The organism is Weizmannia sp. WK01 (assembly GCF_025905465.1).
In the GTDB taxonomy this organism is placed as follows: Bacteria; Bacillota; Bacilli; order Bacillales; family Bacillaceae_C; genus Weizmannia; species Weizmannia faecalis.
Window position 1 is genome coordinate 253904 of sequence record NZ_CP109616.1, and the last position, 16700, is coordinate 270603.

The 16700-nt window shown below is 44.2% G+C and carries 16 protein-coding genes; 15 read left to right on the forward strand and 1 reads right to left on the reverse strand.

The annotated features are described in order from the left end of the window. The first annotated feature begins 2 nt into the window (after nucleotides 1–2). From OF158_RS01375 to rocF, 9 genes are all read left to right on the forward strand, one after another. The gene (locus OF158_RS01375) at nucleotides 3–1109 is read left to right on the forward strand and encodes a phage tail protein (RefSeq protein ID WP_052042118.1); all 1107 of its coding nucleotides are present in this window, start codon (nucleotides 3–5) and stop codon (nucleotides 1107–1109) included. Next, nucleotides 1102–1455 carry a hypothetical protein gene (locus tag OF158_RS01380; protein ID WP_035182834.1) on the forward strand — a complete coding sequence of 118 codons (354 nt, stop codon included), beginning with the start codon at nucleotides 1102–1104 and terminating at the stop codon, nucleotides 1453–1455. The genes OF158_RS01375 and OF158_RS01380 overlap by 8 nt, the downstream gene beginning before the upstream one ends. Then, the gene (locus OF158_RS01385) at nucleotides 1455–2960 is read left to right on the forward strand and encodes a GDSL-type esterase/lipase family protein (protein WP_035182831.1); all 1506 of its coding nucleotides are present in this window, start codon (nucleotides 1455–1457) and stop codon (nucleotides 2958–2960) included. The genes OF158_RS01380 and OF158_RS01385 overlap by 1 nt, the downstream gene beginning before the upstream one ends. 11 nt (nucleotides 2961–2971) lie before the next feature. Next, nucleotides 2972–3235, forward strand: coding sequence for a hypothetical protein (locus OF158_RS01390; protein ID WP_035182828.1), 264 nt, complete (start codon nucleotides 2972–2974; stop codon nucleotides 3233–3235). A gap of 94 nt (nucleotides 3236–3329) precedes the next feature. Further along, a complete protein-coding gene (locus OF158_RS01395; protein WP_035182826.1) occupies nucleotides 3330–4154 on the forward strand; it encodes an SGNH/GDSL hydrolase family protein in 825 nt (274 codons plus the stop codon). A 134-nt stretch (nucleotides 4155–4288) separates the two neighbouring features. Next, the gene (locus tag OF158_RS01400; protein ID WP_035182823.1) at nucleotides 4289–4573 is read left to right on the forward strand and encodes a hemolysin XhlA family protein; all 285 of its coding nucleotides are present in this window, start codon (nucleotides 4289–4291) and stop codon (nucleotides 4571–4573) included. Between the two features lie 15 nt (nucleotides 4574–4588). Next, nucleotides 4589–4978, forward strand: coding sequence for a hypothetical protein (locus tag OF158_RS01405; RefSeq protein WP_035182820.1), 390 nt, complete (start codon nucleotides 4589–4591; stop codon nucleotides 4976–4978). Nucleotides 4979–4990: 12 nt separating this feature from the next. Next, nucleotides 4991–6277: a LysM peptidoglycan-binding domain-containing protein gene (locus OF158_RS01410; protein ID WP_048339792.1), complete on the forward strand. Its 1287-nt coding sequence runs from the start codon at nucleotides 4991–4993 to the stop codon at nucleotides 6275–6277. An 815-nt stretch (nucleotides 6278–7092) separates the two neighbouring features. After that, a complete protein-coding gene (gene rocF, locus OF158_RS01415; RefSeq protein ID WP_014096460.1) occupies nucleotides 7093–7992 on the forward strand; it encodes an arginase in 900 nt (299 codons plus the stop codon). 104 nt (nucleotides 7993–8096) lie between these two features. Here the strand turns inward: rocF and OF158_RS01420 are convergent, their stop codons facing one another. Further along, nucleotides 8097–8270, reverse strand: a complete 174-nt coding sequence (locus tag OF158_RS01420) for an aspartyl-phosphate phosphatase Spo0E family protein (RefSeq protein WP_014096459.1) — start codon at nucleotides 8268–8270, stop codon at nucleotides 8097–8099. Nucleotides 8271–8445: 175 nt separating this feature from the next. On the opposite strand from OF158_RS01420, the gene sigW reads away from it, so the two are divergent. The 6 genes from sigW to glmS all read left to right on the forward strand — a co-directional run bounded on the left by sigW (nucleotide 8446) and on the right by glmS (nucleotide 15509). Then, nucleotides 8446–9009, forward strand: coding sequence for an RNA polymerase sigma factor SigW (gene sigW / locus OF158_RS01425; protein WP_014096458.1), 564 nt, complete (start codon nucleotides 8446–8448; stop codon nucleotides 9007–9009). 12 nt (nucleotides 9010–9021) lie between these two features. Further along, nucleotides 9022–9636: an anti-sigma factor family protein gene (locus OF158_RS01430; protein WP_014096457.1), complete on the forward strand. Its 615-nt coding sequence runs from the start codon at nucleotides 9022–9024 to the stop codon at nucleotides 9634–9636. A gap of 146 nt (nucleotides 9637–9782) precedes the next feature. Then, complete coding sequence (gene cdaA, locus OF158_RS01435) at nucleotides 9783–10610, forward strand: diadenylate cyclase CdaA (protein ID WP_014096456.1); 828 nt, start codon at nucleotides 9783–9785, stop codon at nucleotides 10608–10610. Continuing rightward, a complete protein-coding gene (locus OF158_RS01440; RefSeq protein ID WP_014096455.1) occupies nucleotides 10603–11853 on the forward strand; it encodes a CdaR family protein in 1251 nt (416 codons plus the stop codon). Before cdaA ends, OF158_RS01440 begins: the two co-directional genes overlap by 8 nt. Nucleotides 11854–11889: 36 nt before the next feature. Continuing rightward, nucleotides 11890–13242: a phosphoglucosamine mutase gene (glmM, locus tag OF158_RS01445; RefSeq protein ID WP_014096454.1), complete on the forward strand. Its 1353-nt coding sequence runs from the start codon at nucleotides 11890–11892 to the stop codon at nucleotides 13240–13242. A gap of 464 nt (nucleotides 13243–13706) precedes the next feature. After that, on the forward strand, nucleotides 13707–15509 hold the full coding sequence (glmS, locus tag OF158_RS01450; RefSeq protein WP_035182814.1) for a glutamine--fructose-6-phosphate transaminase (isomerizing): 1803 nt from the start codon (nucleotides 13707–13709) through the stop codon (nucleotides 15507–15509). The last annotated feature ends 1191 nt before the right edge of the window (nucleotides 15510–16700 follow it).

Sequence of the window (16700 nt, forward strand, 5' to 3'; positions counted from 1 at the left end):
TTATGGATGCATTTGTACGTTCACTGACAACTGGACAGGAAGAAATGATCCTTGATGCAGAAATCACGCGGAAAAACACCGTTAACGGCGAGAAAACACTCGATGTCACGGCGCGACTAACGGAGAGGGGACAGGATGCATTTGCGCTGCTGATGAACGAGAATTACGTGATCTATGGAGATGACGAATATGTCATTAAAAATCTTACACAGTCAACAAAAGGCCGGCGGACAGTAAAGACGTTTACAGCTGAGCACCGTTTTTATGAGGATTTAATCGCGAATTACATTTATGACACGCTGACTGGAACCTATTCGCTGAAACAGCTTTGTGATTTTGCGTTAAAGGGGACAGGCTATTCGGTTGAAATTGATTCTACCGGACTTGATAAATCGGTTGAGGTCGAAAACTTTGGGGATAACAATTCTTCTGCGCTTTTTCAGGATGCAATAGAAAAATTTGCTTGCGAATACGAGATAAATGGCAAGGTATTTAAAATTGCAAAAGAACTGTCTCGACATACCGACAATCAATTTCGATACCGCATGAACGTCCAGGATCCGCAGATGCAAATCGACACGACGAACCTCTGCACGTATATCCGCGGGTTTGGTAAGCAAAATGATAACGGAAGCTACGTAACAACAGCGGAGTATACGAGTCCATTGGCCGCGACTTATGGCATTAGGCATGCAACTCCTATTAGGGATGATCGGTTTACGCAACACGACAGTCTACTGGCATATATAAAATCACAATTGACAGACTCCATACCAATTACTATCACATTGACTGCGCTGCAACTGGCTAGTCTTGGCGTGCAAGATGTCCGTAAGGGTGACTACTGCTTTGTAACAATTGAGCCGTTTGGTATTGATCTCGAACTAAGAATTACGGAGGTTGACGATTACAACAACCCGAATAAGTCCCCTGCCTATACATTTGGTACGCGGCAGAAAAAGGCAGAAGATGTGCTGGCCAAGCTGACAAAAACGGCGTCATCATTTGCCGGCGTAGAGAAAAAGGCATCTGAGGCGCTTACAATGGCAGGGGCTGTAAATGCAACAGCTGTAAGAATCGGAACCGTGGAAGGTGAAGTCAATGACTAATATCAGATCCCTGCAGGATCCTGATGGAAATACATTTTACCCACGTACGCACGCACAGGCAGTAAATGGGCTGTCTGACGCTGTGTCAGAGCAGATTAATTATCCGGTTACAAGCGTCAACGGGAAAACCGGTGATGTAATGGTAAATAAATCGGATGTTGGTTTGAATTATGTCGATAATACGGCAGATATGGACAAACCAATAAGCACAGCTATGCAAGCAGCACTAGACCAAAAGCAAGACAAAATTATAGTATCTCCAAACGGTAATAAATTTGTGCTTACTGTTGCTGATGATGGAACTTTATCAACTACACCATATGTGGAAAGTGGGGGCGAGGCATAATGCGATGGCCATATGAAAAAATTGGAGTCACGACAACAAGGGCATTTCGCAATTTATTAAACAAGATCCATGGAGATATTGCGGACGACATGCAAGAGCATAAAGACCGAGCAGATAACATCCAAGCCCAGGTGAATAATCTTGTCGCGGACGGCGACAGCAGCCCAGAGGCAGCACAGGCAAGGGTTGGGGCAGACGGGACAAATTACACGACTTTAAAGCAAAGGTTGGACGCAGAAAACCAAAGTGTTACCGCGCAGTTGGCGGAAACTGGGGTATATCCAAAAGAATTGGGGGCGGCCCTTGATGGGTCATCGAACGATACTGGTTATATCAATCAAGCAATTGCTTCTGGGAAAAAACTTTACGGAGTAGGCAAAGCAATTGTCACCAGTCTTGAAGCTCCATACGGTTTTGACTCTTCTGACACATTGAAAATAGTAAGACAGTCTGACGGTTATTTGTACAACTCATATGCCGACAAATATAATCGCCTAGTTTTTGGACAGGAATATTTATCTTATTACCATCGTAGGATAGCGTCCGGGAGTAGTACAAAAATCGTAATGACTGGGGATAGTACTACCGAAGGTATCGGCTTATTGAGCGGATATAAAATTACCGATTTAATCGCAACTTTGGCGAAAAACGATGGATTTTATAATGTCAGTGTTGTCAATCGCGGTCAATCTGGAAAGACATCGTGGAATTGGATAAATGATTACCTTAGTGATGATCTTGCTTTTGCTCCAGATTTGATGATCATTCGCTGGGGAATTAACGACCCAGCTATGGGCTCAGATTTAGATGATTACATGAAAAATATGAGGACTGGGCTACAAACGATCCGGAGCAATAAAACATATGCCCAAATGTCAGTTGTGCTAATGATGCCAAACTCTACAAGCGATACAGCACATGGTAGAGACGAGGTTTGGTATGAAAGCATGGTTAATGGGCTAAAAAGACTAGCAAGAGAATTTCAGTGTTGTTTTATCGATACTTATGCATACCTGCAGTCAAGTCGGAATGCTTTTGACTATATGGATAGCGCTTATGGTGGGTCAAGCAGCATCCATCCTAAAGAAATTATGAATATTTGGATCGCTGATATTATTTATGAAACTGTGTTCCCTAGAGCTTTGAAGTTGTTATATGCTCAACCAGAGCCCTCACCTCTTACAGGGAGTTTACAAAACGGATGGTCGGCCTTGAACGATTTCCGGACGCCTGGGTATTGGATAGAAAACGGCTCACTGAAACTTAGAGGCGTTATTACCGGTGGAACAACAACGCCAGGTACTCTTCTTTTCACACTTCCTATAACTTTAGCAACTGCAACATTTTTGCAAGTCGGAACTAGAGGGGGAGGAGGCGTACTTTTAATAGGGGTAGACGGGTCAGTAAAAGTCGAAAATCTGATCGCACCAGCTAGCGGGACCCAGTGGATTTCATTCGATGGATCTGAGGTAAAACTAAACAGAAATGTTATTACATTACCATAGGAGGATTAAAAATGGGCTTATTGAAACATAGCGTTGAACTCGAAAACGGGCTTGTCGCCGAGAATGTTTATTATAAAATCGAATCTTTTCAAGGTAACTCTGAATTCGTCCTGTATATTGTTAGTGCATACAGCTCTCAAGAAGCTGCTAACATCGGGAGTCCAGTCCTGTTCAAAAGGGCATATTCATTTCCGTACGTAGGGACTGATGTTTTTGCTAATGGTTATTCTCAGTTAAAAGCGATACATGAATTTTCTAATGCAGAAGACGTTTAAAGATATTAATAAAATAAACTTTTAAAATTTTTATTGAATTTTCCCCTGAAAACTGTATAATAACTATAGGATTTTATAAGGGGGGAATATTTTTGTGAATAAAGCTTTAAGTGTTATTATAGCTTTTTTAGTATGTATTTTAGCAATAGGTTTTGGATATGTTTATTACGATAATAAAATTACAAGCACAATAGCTGAAGCTTCAGATAAATATAATAATGAGCAACATTCTATTGAGAAAGAACTTGCAGACAATGAGTACAGAAGTGCGGTTGATTGGATAAATTACAGGGCATATAAAAACGGAGATACTGGTATCACTATGGCTGTTTTGGGTAGTAGCGTTACAAAAGGCGCCGGAGCTTCTACTGAAGAAAAAAATTGGAATGGGTTGTTGCAAACATACTTAGAAGGGAGAACAAGTACTCAAATTATACTAAAAAATCACGGATACGGCGGATATACAACAACTCGATTATTAAAGGAAAAGAAGGTAGACGCAATAGTTAAAGATAAACCGGATTTGGTTATTTTCGAGATTACGACTATAAATAACTTCGACCATGGTATATCAGCTTCGCAAACAGAAACGGAAAGTAAAGAAATTTATAATAAGATAAGAAAAGCATTACCAAATTCTTTAATAATTGTTCAAAACTCGCATGAAATCGAGAAGTTAGCATATCGAAATTATGATCAATATGCTTATGATGATTTCAATAGAAAAATTACAGACTACGCAAAAACACAGAATTGGAATTACGTTGATGTTTACGACACCTACAAATCAAAGGTGATGCAAGAAGGGTTGAATTATAAGAATTTGCTTTCGGATGGAATCCACCCTAACGACAATGGATATAACATATGGTTTAGCATATTGAAGTCGTATTTTTCTAATCAAAAAATTAAACAGTAGGATCAAACTGCGCGGTAACGTGACAATTAAAAATAGTATTTTAAGCACTCCCAATGGGGTGCTTTTTCTTATGCTCAAATTAAGGAGGCGGATCGAAAATCGATAGAGAAACAAAGAACGGGGGTGTGGATCCATTGGAGGCGGAGAAGGTTGATATCTGGAAAGAGACAATACAGAAAGATATTGATGCAATCAAGTCAGAACAAAATAACATGAAACTTGATCAAGAAAGAATTAAGGCGGATATATCAGAACTGAAAACGAATGATAAACTGCAAGATCAGCAAATCAGTAACATCCGTGATGACTTAAAAGAAATTAAAGGCGATACAAAATGGCTACGGCACACGATTACGGCGGCAATCATTGTTGCCTTCATTAGTGGGGCCGTGGCTATTTTTTATGCAGCAATACAATAAGAGGAGATGGTTAAAATGATGAAATATTTGTCAGATTCAGACTGGTGGAAGCAATTCTCAACAAATCTTGGTGGGGTGCTAACTGCTCTCATGGGGGCATTAGCCATCCTCAATATCCATTATAAATGGCTAACGGCCAATTCAATCAATGCTTATGTTACGGTTGTCATGGCCGTTGGTACTCTATTTGTTGGATCTTTTGCAACAATCGTGAATACTTATCTCACAAAACGGGCGAAGGAAAAAGCAACTGTGGTTGCTGTCGACTATGCCCAGGAACAGGCAACAAGCGAGGATGCAGAAAGGGAAAAGATTAAAGCTGTCGTAGCACAAGTATTGGCGGCACAAAATGCAGGTATTGCGTCTACAGAAGAAGAAACAAAATCGACAGCAACTACAAAATAAGGAGTGGTAAAGTTGAATAAGATCACGAAAACAATCGGCGCGCTGACCCTCTCTGCAGGGCTGGCGTTTTCTTTTGCGCCGAATACTTATGCCGCGACGCCGAGTGTGGATTTTATCGACGTCAGCCATCATAACGCAGAACAGGGCCTGCCGTTAAGTTTCTACCAGACAATGAAATCCGGAAAAATCAATGCAGTTGTCGTTAAAGTTAGCGAAGGACAGTCTTATGTGGATCCGGCAGCCAGCGTAAATATTGCCAACGCAAAGCAGGCGGGTATGGCTGTGCATGCTTATCATTACTTTAGAGCAAAAACCGTTGCTGACGCGAAGTTAGAGGCACGGTGGTTTGACAAGAAACTGAAATTGGTGGGATTTGACAAAACAAAGGATGGCTATGTTGTAGTTGACGTTGAAGACAGCTCGTTAAAAAGCCTTAGTGCTGCAGAACTAACCAAAGTTACAAATGCATTTGTTACCGAGATGAAATCACTTGGGTATAGCAAAATTGACTTGTACACGGGGTCATCCTTTTATAATACAGAACTGCAGCCATCAAATCTATCAATCTCGCAGCCGTGGTTAGCCAGGTATCCATTATACCCGGAAACTGGACAGCCGACACCAGCCTGGTACAATGGGCAAAAAGGGGCTTGGCAGTGGTCAAGCACTTACAAGTTTACTGGCATTCCCGGCTACTTTGACGTGAGCCAGGACTATGCCGGTAAGTACACAAACGTTGCTAAAGTCGACAACGCAACCAGCACAGGCGTGGTCAAAAAAATCGGGTCCTTAAGCCTGGTCGATTATCTAAAATCCAAGGGGAAGAGCTCAACGTTCAGCGCCCGAGTTAAGTTGGCCAAGCAGTACGGCATCAACAATTATTCAGGTACTGCAGCTCAAAATTTGGCACTATTAAGCAAGCTTAAATCTGGTGTTAAGCCGGCGAAAGTGAACACCACAAACAGCAAGCTGACGACATCCAGCAAGGTTCCAGCTAAAACGTACACGGTTAAGCGTGGAGATACGTTAAGCGGGATCGCGGCAAAATACGGCACAAGCGTCGCAACCCTGCAAAAATTAAACGGTATTAAAAATGCAAACAGGATTTACGTTGGACAAAAGATTAAGATTTCCGGATCCGTGGCTGTCGGAAGCACGAAATATGTAACCGTAAGAAGTGGGGATACTGTTTCGGAGTTGGCCGAAAAATATGGGTCCACAATCTCCAAGATAAAGGCCTGGAATAAGTTGAATAGCAAATATGTCATTTATCCTGGCCAAAAATTGCGTGTAAAATAAGCGTAATTTGGACAAGCTAATAGCTCACCAGGACAAAACAAAAGCCCTCGCATTTGCGGGGGCCTATCTTGTTTCCCAAGCATTAACTCTGCTGCTAGAGTTTTACACAAAAAAATAAAAAATCCCCAAAAATTTTTTTCAGGGGAGATATAGACGAAATAAGCCAATTTTCTTATAATTATGTCGCAGGCGCTTATTTCTAATTGTCCGATCATAATGCAGGAAATACCCCCCTATATTATGCCTGCAAAAAAGAGCAGGCTTTCACCTGCTCTTTTTTCTACTCAATACAGCTGGCTGGCTGTCATCTTTTGAGTTGTTGACGAATTGTTGACGAAATTCATCATTGTTGACCATTTTACTCCCCATAAAATCAGATAACTAATTTTTAAAATCCACTTATACCAATGGTTTTCGATTCATTTCCATCGAGTTCCTAAATTGCCTAACACCTTCCCAAGGTGTGGGTCGCGGGTTCGAGTCCCGTCTTCCGCTTCAAAGAGAAACGCTCAAAACCCTTTTTTATAAGAGGATTTTGAGCGTTTTTTATTTATCTGTAAATTGTTTTAACATCATGTACACTTCATTGTCTGTTAATGGGTGGTTGATGTTTAATCTAGTGGTGCAATTACCTTAGAAGCCCCCACCTGCAAAGCTAAAAAATCAGTGAACAAGAATGTTTGACTGCCGTCTGAAGGAGGATATTTTAACCAATTCCCATTTCTTCTGTATAATTATACAGAATTTTGTACAGTTGAGCCAATTGGAAAACAATTTTACAATGATAGATAGAGAGAAGGGAAGGGGGCAGTCAGATGGAGAAACATATTACAATAATGGGTGTTCCAATGGATCTTGGGCAGCGATATAAAGGGGTGGATCTGGGCCCGCAGGCGATCCGGTATGCAGGTGTGAAAGAAGGGCTCGAGAAACTCGGCTGCGCGGTTACCGATTTGGGTAATATTGAAATCGGCAGGGCGGAGCAGCTCCCTGATGATGAAGCCAATGCGAGAAATTTGAAATCGATTTCAAAAGCAAGCCAGTCCATTGCAGAGCATACAGATGAAATTGTAAAAAGCAACCGGTTTCCGCTTATTTTTGGTGGCGACCACAGTATTGCCATTGGCACAATTGCCGGCATCAGCAAGCATTACAGAAATCTCGGCGTCATTTGGTTTGACGCGCATGCGGATATGAACATTCCTGAGACAAGCCCTTCCGGAAATGTCCACGGCATGCCGCTTGCCGCCAGCCTCGGGCACGGGCATGCTTCTTTAACGGGCGTTTACGGCTATATTCCAAAACTGAAAGCGGAGCATGTTGTCCTGATCGGGCAGCGGGATTTGGACGAAGGGGAAAAGGATTTCATCCGTAATCTGGGCATAAAAATCTACACGATGGCTGAAATTGACCGGTTCGGGATGGAGAGTGTCATGACAGAAAGTATTAACTATTTAAAAGAAAGAACGGATGGCATTCATTTGTCGTTCGATTTAGATGCGCTCGATCCGCAAGAAGCCCCGGGTGTGGGAACGCCTGTATACGGCGGGATTCATTTCCGCGAAAGCAGGCTCGCCATGGAGATGCTGCACGATGCAGATGCCGTTGTTTCAGCCGAGGTTGTTGAAGTAAACCCGATCCTTGACAGCCGCAATCAAACGGCAGAAAAAGCTGTCCGCCTGATTGAAACATTGTTTGGAAAAAAACTTCTTTAAAAATAGCCCCTGCCGGCCGGTATCCGGCACTGCAAATAAAAAAACGGCAAATGATGTTTTGCCGTTTTTTTTATTTAAATCTATTCCATGGGTGTTCTGTTCACTTATCCCTGAAGTTTACTGCTTTTCAATTTGTTAAATTGATTGATGAGCTGGTCCAGATGCCTGCTTGCCTGTAAGACCTGGTCATCCCAGTATGCAGTGGTCGAAGCGAGCTGAATCATTTCACGTCTTTTTTCCTCAATTTCCAACATTAAGGCTCGGCTTTTCTGGTTCATCCCTGACTCCCCGTTCATATTCAAATTTGTAATATTTTATATCCATTTTACTAAAGATTTAAACATTTTTTCCATAACTTTGCTACAATAGACTTGAACATTTTTTTACTTTTTTTTGAAACCTTTTCAGGAGAAAACCGTAAAAATAACGTACCGCACAGGGCGGAGGGGGAAAATGGAAGCAACTGTAAACCGAAAAATTAAGCAGGTCATGAAGGGTGACCAAAATGCTTTTAATGATATCGTTGAATTATATAAAGATAAAGTATTCCAAATCTGTTTCCGCATGATCGGGAGCCGCACCGAAGCGGAGGATCTGGCGCAGGAAACATTTATCCGCGCCTATATCCATATTAAAAGTTTTAAGCAGGAACGGAAATTTTCATCGTGGTTGTACCGGATTGCTACTAATTTGTGTATTGACCGGATCCGCAAGAAGAAACCTGATTTTTATCTGGATGCGGAAATTTCCGGGACGGAAGGGCTGACCCTTTATTCAACCGTACCGGCGGAGGAAAAGCTGCCGGATATGCAGGTGGAGACACTTGAGATGCAGGAAATGATCCAGCGAGAAATTTTAAAATTGCCGGAAAAATACCGAATTATTATCGTTTTAAAGTATATTGAAGAATTATCTTTAAATGAAATCAGCGAAATGCTGGACATTCCGCTGGGAACGGTAAAAACAAGAATCCACCGCGGGCGTGAAGCGCTGCGAAAGCAATTGGGCAGGCTGTGAGGAGGGAAAAATATGGAGGCATGTTCTGAGAGAATTGTACTGTATATGCATGAATACTTAGATGAAGACATTCCGGAAGACCATAAAAAAATGCTCGAGTACCATTTGGAAACATGCCGCGCGTGCCGACAGCATTTTTATGAGCTGCAAAAAAGCATCTTTTACGTGCAAAGCCTTCCGAATGTCCAGGCGCCTCCCGGTTTTACAGGCCGCGTTATGAAAAATCTTCCAAGGGAGAAAAAGCGGGTCGGGGCGGGCCGCTGGTTGAAAATGCATCCGTTTCTCGCCTCCGCCGGCTTGTTCTTCATTTTAATGGCAGGCGCGATGTTTTCCGAGTGGCATAACCCGGACGAGTTTTCCGTAACGAAAAACAAAGACATCATTGTCCAGGGGCATACCGCAATTGTGCCGAAGGGAAAAGTGATTAAAGAGGACATTACGGTAACAAACGGCGATCTCCGGATTGAAGGGAAAGTGGAAGGGAATGTGACGGTGGTCCGGGGAAATGAATATATGGCCTCCGCGGGGGACGTTACCGGAAATGTGGAAGAAATTAATGAAGTTTTTGAATGGATTTGGTATAAAATAAAAGATACAGGACAGGATGCATGGAAGCATTTGAAATGAATATAAATATATTGGAGCGGGGCCGGATCCGGTTCCCGTTTCTTTTTCCAGATATACAAAAGCTGCTATTTCGCCGTGGGAAATGATATAATAGAACAGTTGAAGACAGAGGATATGAAGATTGATGAATTAATGGAGGCAGGGTCATGCATATTGCTGATTTCCCCATCTGGAGCTATCTCTCCAAAATTGTGGATATATTGGTCGTCTGGTATGTCATCTATAAATTATTAATGGTGATCCGCGGAACAAAAGCGGTCCAGCTTTTGAAAGGCATTTTTGTGATCATCATCGTCAGGAGTCTCAGCAGCTTGCTCGGGTTGCAGGCGCTGGCATGGATGATGGATCAGGCACTTACATACGGATTTCTGGTCGTGATTATTATCTTCCAGCCGGAGTTGCGGCGGGCCCTTGAGCAACTCGGCAGGGGAAAATTCTTTTCAAGAACGAACGGCCAGGAAGAAGATGAGCAGGCCCACCTCGTTGAAGCGATCGTCAAGGCGACCAGCTATATGGCGAAACGCAGAATCGGCGCCCTGATCTCGATTGAGCGCGGAACAGGATTAGGCGATTATATCGAAACCGGTATTCCGCTTGATTCTGTTGTGTCGGCTGAACTTTTGATTAATATCTTTATTCCGAACACCCCGCTTCATGATGGCGCCGTGATTATCCAGAAGCGGAAAGTGGCGGCAGCAGCCTGCTATTTGCCACTTTCCGAGAGCCCGTTTATTTCGAAGGAACTGGGGACAAGGCACAGGGCCGCGGTCGGGATCAGTGAGGTAACAGACTGTTTGACGGTGGTTGTATCCGAAGAGACGGGCGGGATAACGGTCACGAAGAATGGCGAGCTTCACAGGGATTTAAGCCTGGAGCAATTGCAGGAAATGCTGGAAGCCGAACTGAACTATACCCAGAAAACAAAGGAGCCTTCCTTGTCGAAATGGAACTGGAGGGTGAGAAAACATGGATAAACTGATGGACAATCGTTGGTTTATGAGGGTGCTGGCGCTTGTTTTAGCCATCCTGCTTTATATTTCAGTTGCGGTGGAAAACGGCGAAGGCAATAAAATTATCGGTTCCGCCACAAAAAACAGCAGTGGCGTAATTGAAAATATGCCGGTCCAGCTGATTTATGATAATAAAAACCTTGTTGTATCAGGCGCACCGAAAACGGTGGACGTGACTGTAACCGGCCCGAAAGTCATCGTCCAGCAGGTGAAAGCCGCTAGGGATTTCACCGTTTACATGGATTTAAGCAATGCACAAATCGGCAAGCAAAAAGCCAAATTGAAAGTAAAAGATCTTTCCGATAAACTGAAATACAAACTCAACCGTACGTATGCTACCGTATCGGTACAAGAAAAAGTATCCAAAATTTTCAACGTTGAGGCAGAATACGACAAAGATATGCTGGCAACCGGGTATGAAGCATCTGTGCCTGCTGTGGAGCCGGGTACTGTGAAAATTACCGGGGCGAAAAACGTCATTGACAGGATCAGTTATGTAAAAGCGACAGTGGAAATCAGCAAGCCGATTACGGAAAGTTTTACGAGGGCCGCGACAGTGAATGTCCTCGACCGGAATTTAAATAAACTGGATGTCTCGGTCAACCCGGATAAAGTGAATGTCTCGGTGAATGTGACCAATCCGAGCAAAACCGTCCCGATTTCCATTAACCCGGTTGGCAGTAACCGCGACAATTTGACAATAACAAGTATCACGACAAATCCGAAGAAGGTGACCATCTACGGCACCAGTGCCCGCCTTGCCGGGATTGAGACGCTGCCGGTTAACATCGACATCAGCAAAATTACGAAAGATACGACCATTGATGTTCCAATTACTCTTCCGGACGGTATCAATAAGGTGGATCCGGAAATGGTCACAGCGACCATCAAAGTGGAAGAAAAAAAGAATGAGGATGAGAAAACGCTGAGCAATATTCCGATTAAGGAAAAAGGACTGGCTGCCGGCTATCAAATGGATTTCCTTTCTCCAAAGAGCGGAACGATTGATATTATTGCAGACGGGAAAAAGAGCGATTTGGACAAGATTTCCGCCTCTGATTTTAACGTTTCGATCAATCTGTCCGGTCTGAAGGAGGGGGACCATGACGTTAGCTATATTGTATCGGGCCCGAAAAATGTAACGTGGAGGCTTTCCGGTGAAAAGGCGAAAATACGCATAAGTGACGCAGCACAAAAGACAGAATAACAGAACTGATATGCGGAAAAGAAGGAGCGAAACCTGATGACGAAATTTTTTGGTACAGACGGAGTAAGAGGCATAGCAAATTCTGAACTCACACCTGAACTTGCTTTTAAACTGGGACGTTTCGGCGGATATGTTTTGACCAAGCATGCGAATGAGCGGCCGAAAGTTCTGATTGGCCGCGATACGCGCATTTCCGGGCAGATGCTTGAGGGGGCGCTTGTTGCCGGGCTTCTGTCTATCGGGGCGGAAGCAATGCGGCTTGGCGTGATTACCACGCCGGGTGTTGCTTATTTGACAAAAGCATTGGGGGCGCAGGCCGGCGTCATGATTTCGGCATCGCATAACCCGGTGGAAGATAACGGCATTAAGTTTTTCGGCCCCGATGGTTTTAAACTGTCGGATGATGAGGAAGCGGAAATCGAAGAACTGCTCAATCAAGACACGGATGACCTGCCGCGGCCGGTCGGGAAAGATCTCGGCATTGTCAGCGACTACTTTGAAGGCAGCCAAAAATACCTGCAGTTCTTAAAACAGACAGTGGATGAAGAATTTACCGGTATTCATGTGGCGCTTGACTGTGCCAACGGTTCGACTTCTTCGCTGGCGACATATCTTTATGCTGATCTTGATGCAGATGTCTCGACAATGGGAGCATCCCCGAACGGTCTGAACATTAATGACGGGGTCGGGTCCACGCATCCGGAAGCGCTTGCTGCTTTCGTCCAGGAAAAAGGCGCGAATGTCGGGCTTGCATTTGACGGCGACGGCGACCGGTTGATCGCTGTTGATGAAAAAGGCCAGATCATAGACGGGGACCAGATTATGTATATTTGTGCCAAATACTTAAAACAAGAAGGGCTTTTAAAGAAAAATACCGTCGTTTCTACTGTAATGAGCAATCTCGGCTTCCATAAGGGCCTTGAAGCGCTCGGCATCAACAGTGTTCAAACGGCTGTCGGTGACCGGTACGTTGTCGAAGAAATGAAAGCAAACGGCTTTAATTTGGGCGGTGAGCAGTCGGGCCATATTATTTTCCTTGACCATAACACGACCGGGGACGGCCTTTTAACCGGACTGCAGCTGATCAACATTATGAAAATCGCGAACAAGCCGCTTTCCGAACTGGCTGCGGAAATGAAAAAGTACCCGCAGAAACTCGTGAATGTAAAGGTAACCGATAAATACCATGTTTTAGAAAACGAAAAAATAAAATCGGTGATTGATGAGGTGGAAAGGGAAATGGCCGGAAACGGGCGTGTTCTTGTCCGCCCTTCCGGAACAGAGCCGCTTGTGCGTGTCATGGTGGAAGCACAGACGGCGGAAGACTGCAGCCGGTTTGTTTCCCGGATTGCCGGGGCAGTGGAAGCGGAAATGGGTTTAAGAGAATAATTTTAAAAAATCCATCCCGGCTTTTCAATTGGTGCTGAAAAGAATTATTTTTTCCTGTGCATAAGGGGGCACGCAACAACCCTCTTATGCATATTTTATGTTGAGAATGGTAAAATATGTTGACGAAGTATCACGCATACGCTATGATAATGATGTTGTTTTCTCTTCACTTTACAGAAAAGGAGGATCGTTTGCGATTTTTTTCTAAAAGCGCCAGAACTGGGCCTGGGACGGATAGGTCCAGTTGACGAGGAGGAGGAGTATCGAGCTTTCGGCGGATGCCTCCCGGCTGCCACACACAGCCGTATGTTTTTCCACAAATCGGCGGGGCGACCCGGCGGACAAAGGGAAAAGCATGTGGGAAGAGAAAACGGATCAGCAGTTTTACAAAAATTTCAAGAGATAAGGGGGCAGGACTGCTCCCGGTAGTTCTTGCCCCCTTGTGATCCGAGGAGGAAGAACAAATGTGTGGTATTGTTGGTTATATCGGTACTGAAGATGCGAAGGAAATTTTGTTAAAAGGCTTGGAGAAGCTGGAATATAGAGGCTACGATTCTGCAGGGATCGCTCTCCGAAATGAAGCCGGCGTGCATGTGTTTAAAGAAAAGGGACGGATTGAAGATTTGCGCCGGATCGTGGATATGCGAATTGCGGCAACGATCGGCGTCGGCCATACACGCTGGGCAACCCACGGGGTTCCGAGCAGAGAAAATGCCCACCCGCACCAAAGTGCATCCGGCCGTTTTACGCTTGTGCATAACGGCGTGATCGAAAACTACACGCTTTTGCAAAAAGAGTATCTCACGGATGTTCCTTTAAAAAGTGATACCGATACGGAAATTATCGTGCAACTGGTGGAAAAATTTGCTTCAGAAGGCCTTGAAACGGCGGAAGCGTTCCGGAAAACGCTGACGCTTTTAAAGGGTTCTTATGCGCTTGCCCTCTTGGACGAAAAAGACGGCAATACGATTTATGCGGCAAAAAATAAAAGCCCGCTTTTGGTAGGCGTCGGCAACGGCTTTAATGTGGTAGCGAGCGATGCGATGGCGATGCTGCAAGTGACAGACCAGTTTATCGAACTGGCAGATGGTGAAATGGTCATCCTTACCCGCGGGCAAGTCACCATCCAGAATCTTGCCGGTGAAACGATCACCCGCCAACCGTATAAAGCAGAAATCGATGCAAGCGATATAGAGAAGGGTACGTACCCGCATTATATGCTGAAAGAAATCGATGAGCAGCCGCTCGTGATGCGGAAAATTATCCAGGCTTACCAGGATATCAACGGCAAATTGTCTGTTGACAGCCAAATTATCGATGCCGTAACCGAAGCTGACCGGCTTTATATTATCGCATGCGGCACGAGCTACCATGCCGGCCTTGTTGGCAAGCAGCTCATTGAGAAGCTGGCGAAAATTCCAGTTGAAGTCCATGTATCCAGTGAATTTGTTTACAATATGCCGCTTTTGTCAGAAAAACCGCTGTTCATTTTTATTTCGCAAAGCGGGGAGACAGCCGACAGCCGTGCCGTGCTTGTAAAAGTGAAAGAATTGGGTTACAAGACGCTGACGATGACCAATGTGCCGGGCTCGACTTTGTCCCGTGAAGCGGATTATACCCTATTGCTTCATGCAGGACCGGAAATTGCGGTTGCTTCGACAAAGGCATATACGGCGCAAATTGCCGTCCTTGCGATCCTTGCTGATGTAGCGGCAAAATCGCGTGGTTTCAGCGAAGACTTCGACCTGGTACATGAACTCGGCCTTGTGGCAAATGCGATGGAAGTGCTGTGTGGTTCAAAAGAAGAAATTGAACAAATGGCATATGACTACTTGACGGTCACCCGCAATTGCTTCTTCATCGGCCGTTCGATGGACTACTTTGTCTGCCTTGAAGGCGCACTGAAGCTGAAGGAAATCTCTTATATTCAAGCGGAAGGTTTTGCAGGGGGCGAACTCAAACACGGCACAATTGCCCTGATTGAGGACGGTACACCGGTTGTCGCGCTTGCTACGCAAAAAGACGTCAACTGGAGCATCCGCGGCAATGTCAAGGAAGTTGTCACCCGCGGGGCCAACCCTTGCGTGATCTCGATGAAAGGCCTGAATGAGGAAGGCGACCGTTTCGTCATTCCTCATGTACACGAATTATTGACACCTCTTATCTCAGTTGTACCATTGCAGTTGCTTGCGTATTACGCAGCACTGCACCGCGGCTGCGACGTCGACAAGCCGAGAAATTTGGCCAAATCGGTCACAGTCGAATAAACAAAAAAGCCCGGGGAAGCCAGAATGACTGGTTTTCCTGGGCTTTTTGTTTAATCAAATGATTGATTGAAGGGATGATACAAGGTAAAACAAGGCGATTTTATTGGCCCGGCTTCTTTGGATGAGGCCTTGTATCTCCCTGTTAAAAAGTCCGTCCCCTGCAAAAAAGTTGGGACCCGCTGTTAAATAGTTGGTACCTGACCGGCAGGAGACCAGGCCAATTCAGCAGGCAAATATGGTTGTTTTCCGGGTCATTTTCAACCCTAATTCAATAGAAAGACAAACTCGGGCTCGATCCAAAACGGGTCCAGTTTTTCTTTTGTACAGCGGCCCCAATCCTTTGTCCCGCATGGGCTCCGCCGTTCTCTAATCCTATAGCGTTAGAAGCTCCACTGTATGGAATTGGGCGATTCTCAGTCCTTTTTCATGTGGTTCCCAGCCAGCTCAGTTCCGTCATTTCTCCAATATTTTTTCTCTAATCAGGGAAGAACTTTTTGACATTTCCAGACTATGCTGAACAACCCAGCAACCTAATTTCTGGTAAAAATCAGGCGTTTTGGGAACCAACTTTTTAACATTGCCAGCGGTCATCAAAATGCGGTTGGAGCCTTGGGGGAGTAAGAGGAAAGGGGGATTTTGGCGGGGAAGGACTTTTTTACAGGGGAATAAATAGTAATATATATCTAAAATATCAAAAAATAGGTACCAATAATATTATTTTATGGTAAAATTTGTTGTGGTACTTCAAGTATCTTTTCAGGATCCGCAGCATTTGCTGCTGAGAAACCGAGTGAAACCACATCTTCTGTAGTACAACAAAGTCAGGCAACTCAAGCTCAAGCTTCATCTCTTGCAGTAGATCCTGGTATTCAATCTATTAACGGTCAGATGTCTACTCAATCAGAACCAACTTACATAAATAAGAAGGCTTTAAGATGGGCAATTGATAGTACTACTCCTATTACTAATCTAGTAGGTAAATATTTTGGTAAAACAGCTGTGAAAAAAGTAGGAAGCGTTATGCATAGTCATGTAAAACCTGCTCTACGTAAATTAGAAGCTTTAGATAAGGTAAACTAAAAGAAACTTTAATACGATGCTATGAAGGGACCACTTGGAGCTACAGCTGCAAGATTTGGTGCTAAAGCCATTGTAAAAGTGATTCAAATCTTTAGTCTCGTTTAAAAAAAG

Excerpts from the sequence above, each read along its gene's own strand:
- OF158_RS01385 (WP_035182831.1), top strand. The coding sequence starts at position 1,455 with ATGCGATGGCCATATGAAAAAATTGGAGTCACGACAACAAGGGCATTT.
- glmS (WP_035182814.1), top strand. The coding sequence starts at position 13,707 with ATGTGTGGTATTGTTGGTTATATCGGTACTGAAGATGCGAAGGAAATT.
- OF158_RS01440 (WP_014096455.1), top strand. The coding sequence starts at position 10,603 with ATGGATAAACTGATGGACAATCGTTGGTTTATGAGGGTGCTGGCGCTT.
- OF158_RS01375 (WP_052042118.1), top strand. The coding sequence starts at position 3 with ATGGATGCATTTGTACGTTCACTGACAACTGGACAGGAAGAAATGATC.
- OF158_RS01380 (WP_035182834.1), top strand. The coding sequence starts at position 1,102 with ATGACTAATATCAGATCCCTGCAGGATCCTGATGGAAATACATTTTAC.
- cdaA (WP_014096456.1), top strand. The coding sequence starts at position 9,783 with ATGCATATTGCTGATTTCCCCATCTGGAGCTATCTCTCCAAAATTGTG.
- OF158_RS01405 (WP_035182820.1), top strand. The coding sequence starts at position 4,589 with ATGATGAAATATTTGTCAGATTCAGACTGGTGGAAGCAATTCTCAACA.
- OF158_RS01390 (WP_035182828.1), top strand. The coding sequence starts at position 2,972 with ATGGGCTTATTGAAACATAGCGTTGAACTCGAAAACGGGCTTGTCGCC.
- sigW (WP_014096458.1), top strand. The coding sequence starts at position 8,446 with ATGGAAGCAACTGTAAACCGAAAAATTAAGCAGGTCATGAAGGGTGAC.
- glmM (WP_014096454.1), top strand. The coding sequence starts at position 11,890 with ATGACGAAATTTTTTGGTACAGACGGAGTAAGAGGCATAGCAAATTCT.
- OF158_RS01430 (WP_014096457.1), top strand. The coding sequence starts at position 9,022 with ATGGAGGCATGTTCTGAGAGAATTGTACTGTATATGCATGAATACTTA.
- rocF (WP_014096460.1), top strand. The coding sequence starts at position 7,093 with ATGGAGAAACATATTACAATAATGGGTGTTCCAATGGATCTTGGGCAG.
- OF158_RS01420 (WP_014096459.1), bottom strand. The coding sequence starts at position 8,270 with ATGAACCAGAAAAGCCGAGCCTTAATGTTGGAAATTGAGGAAAAAAGA.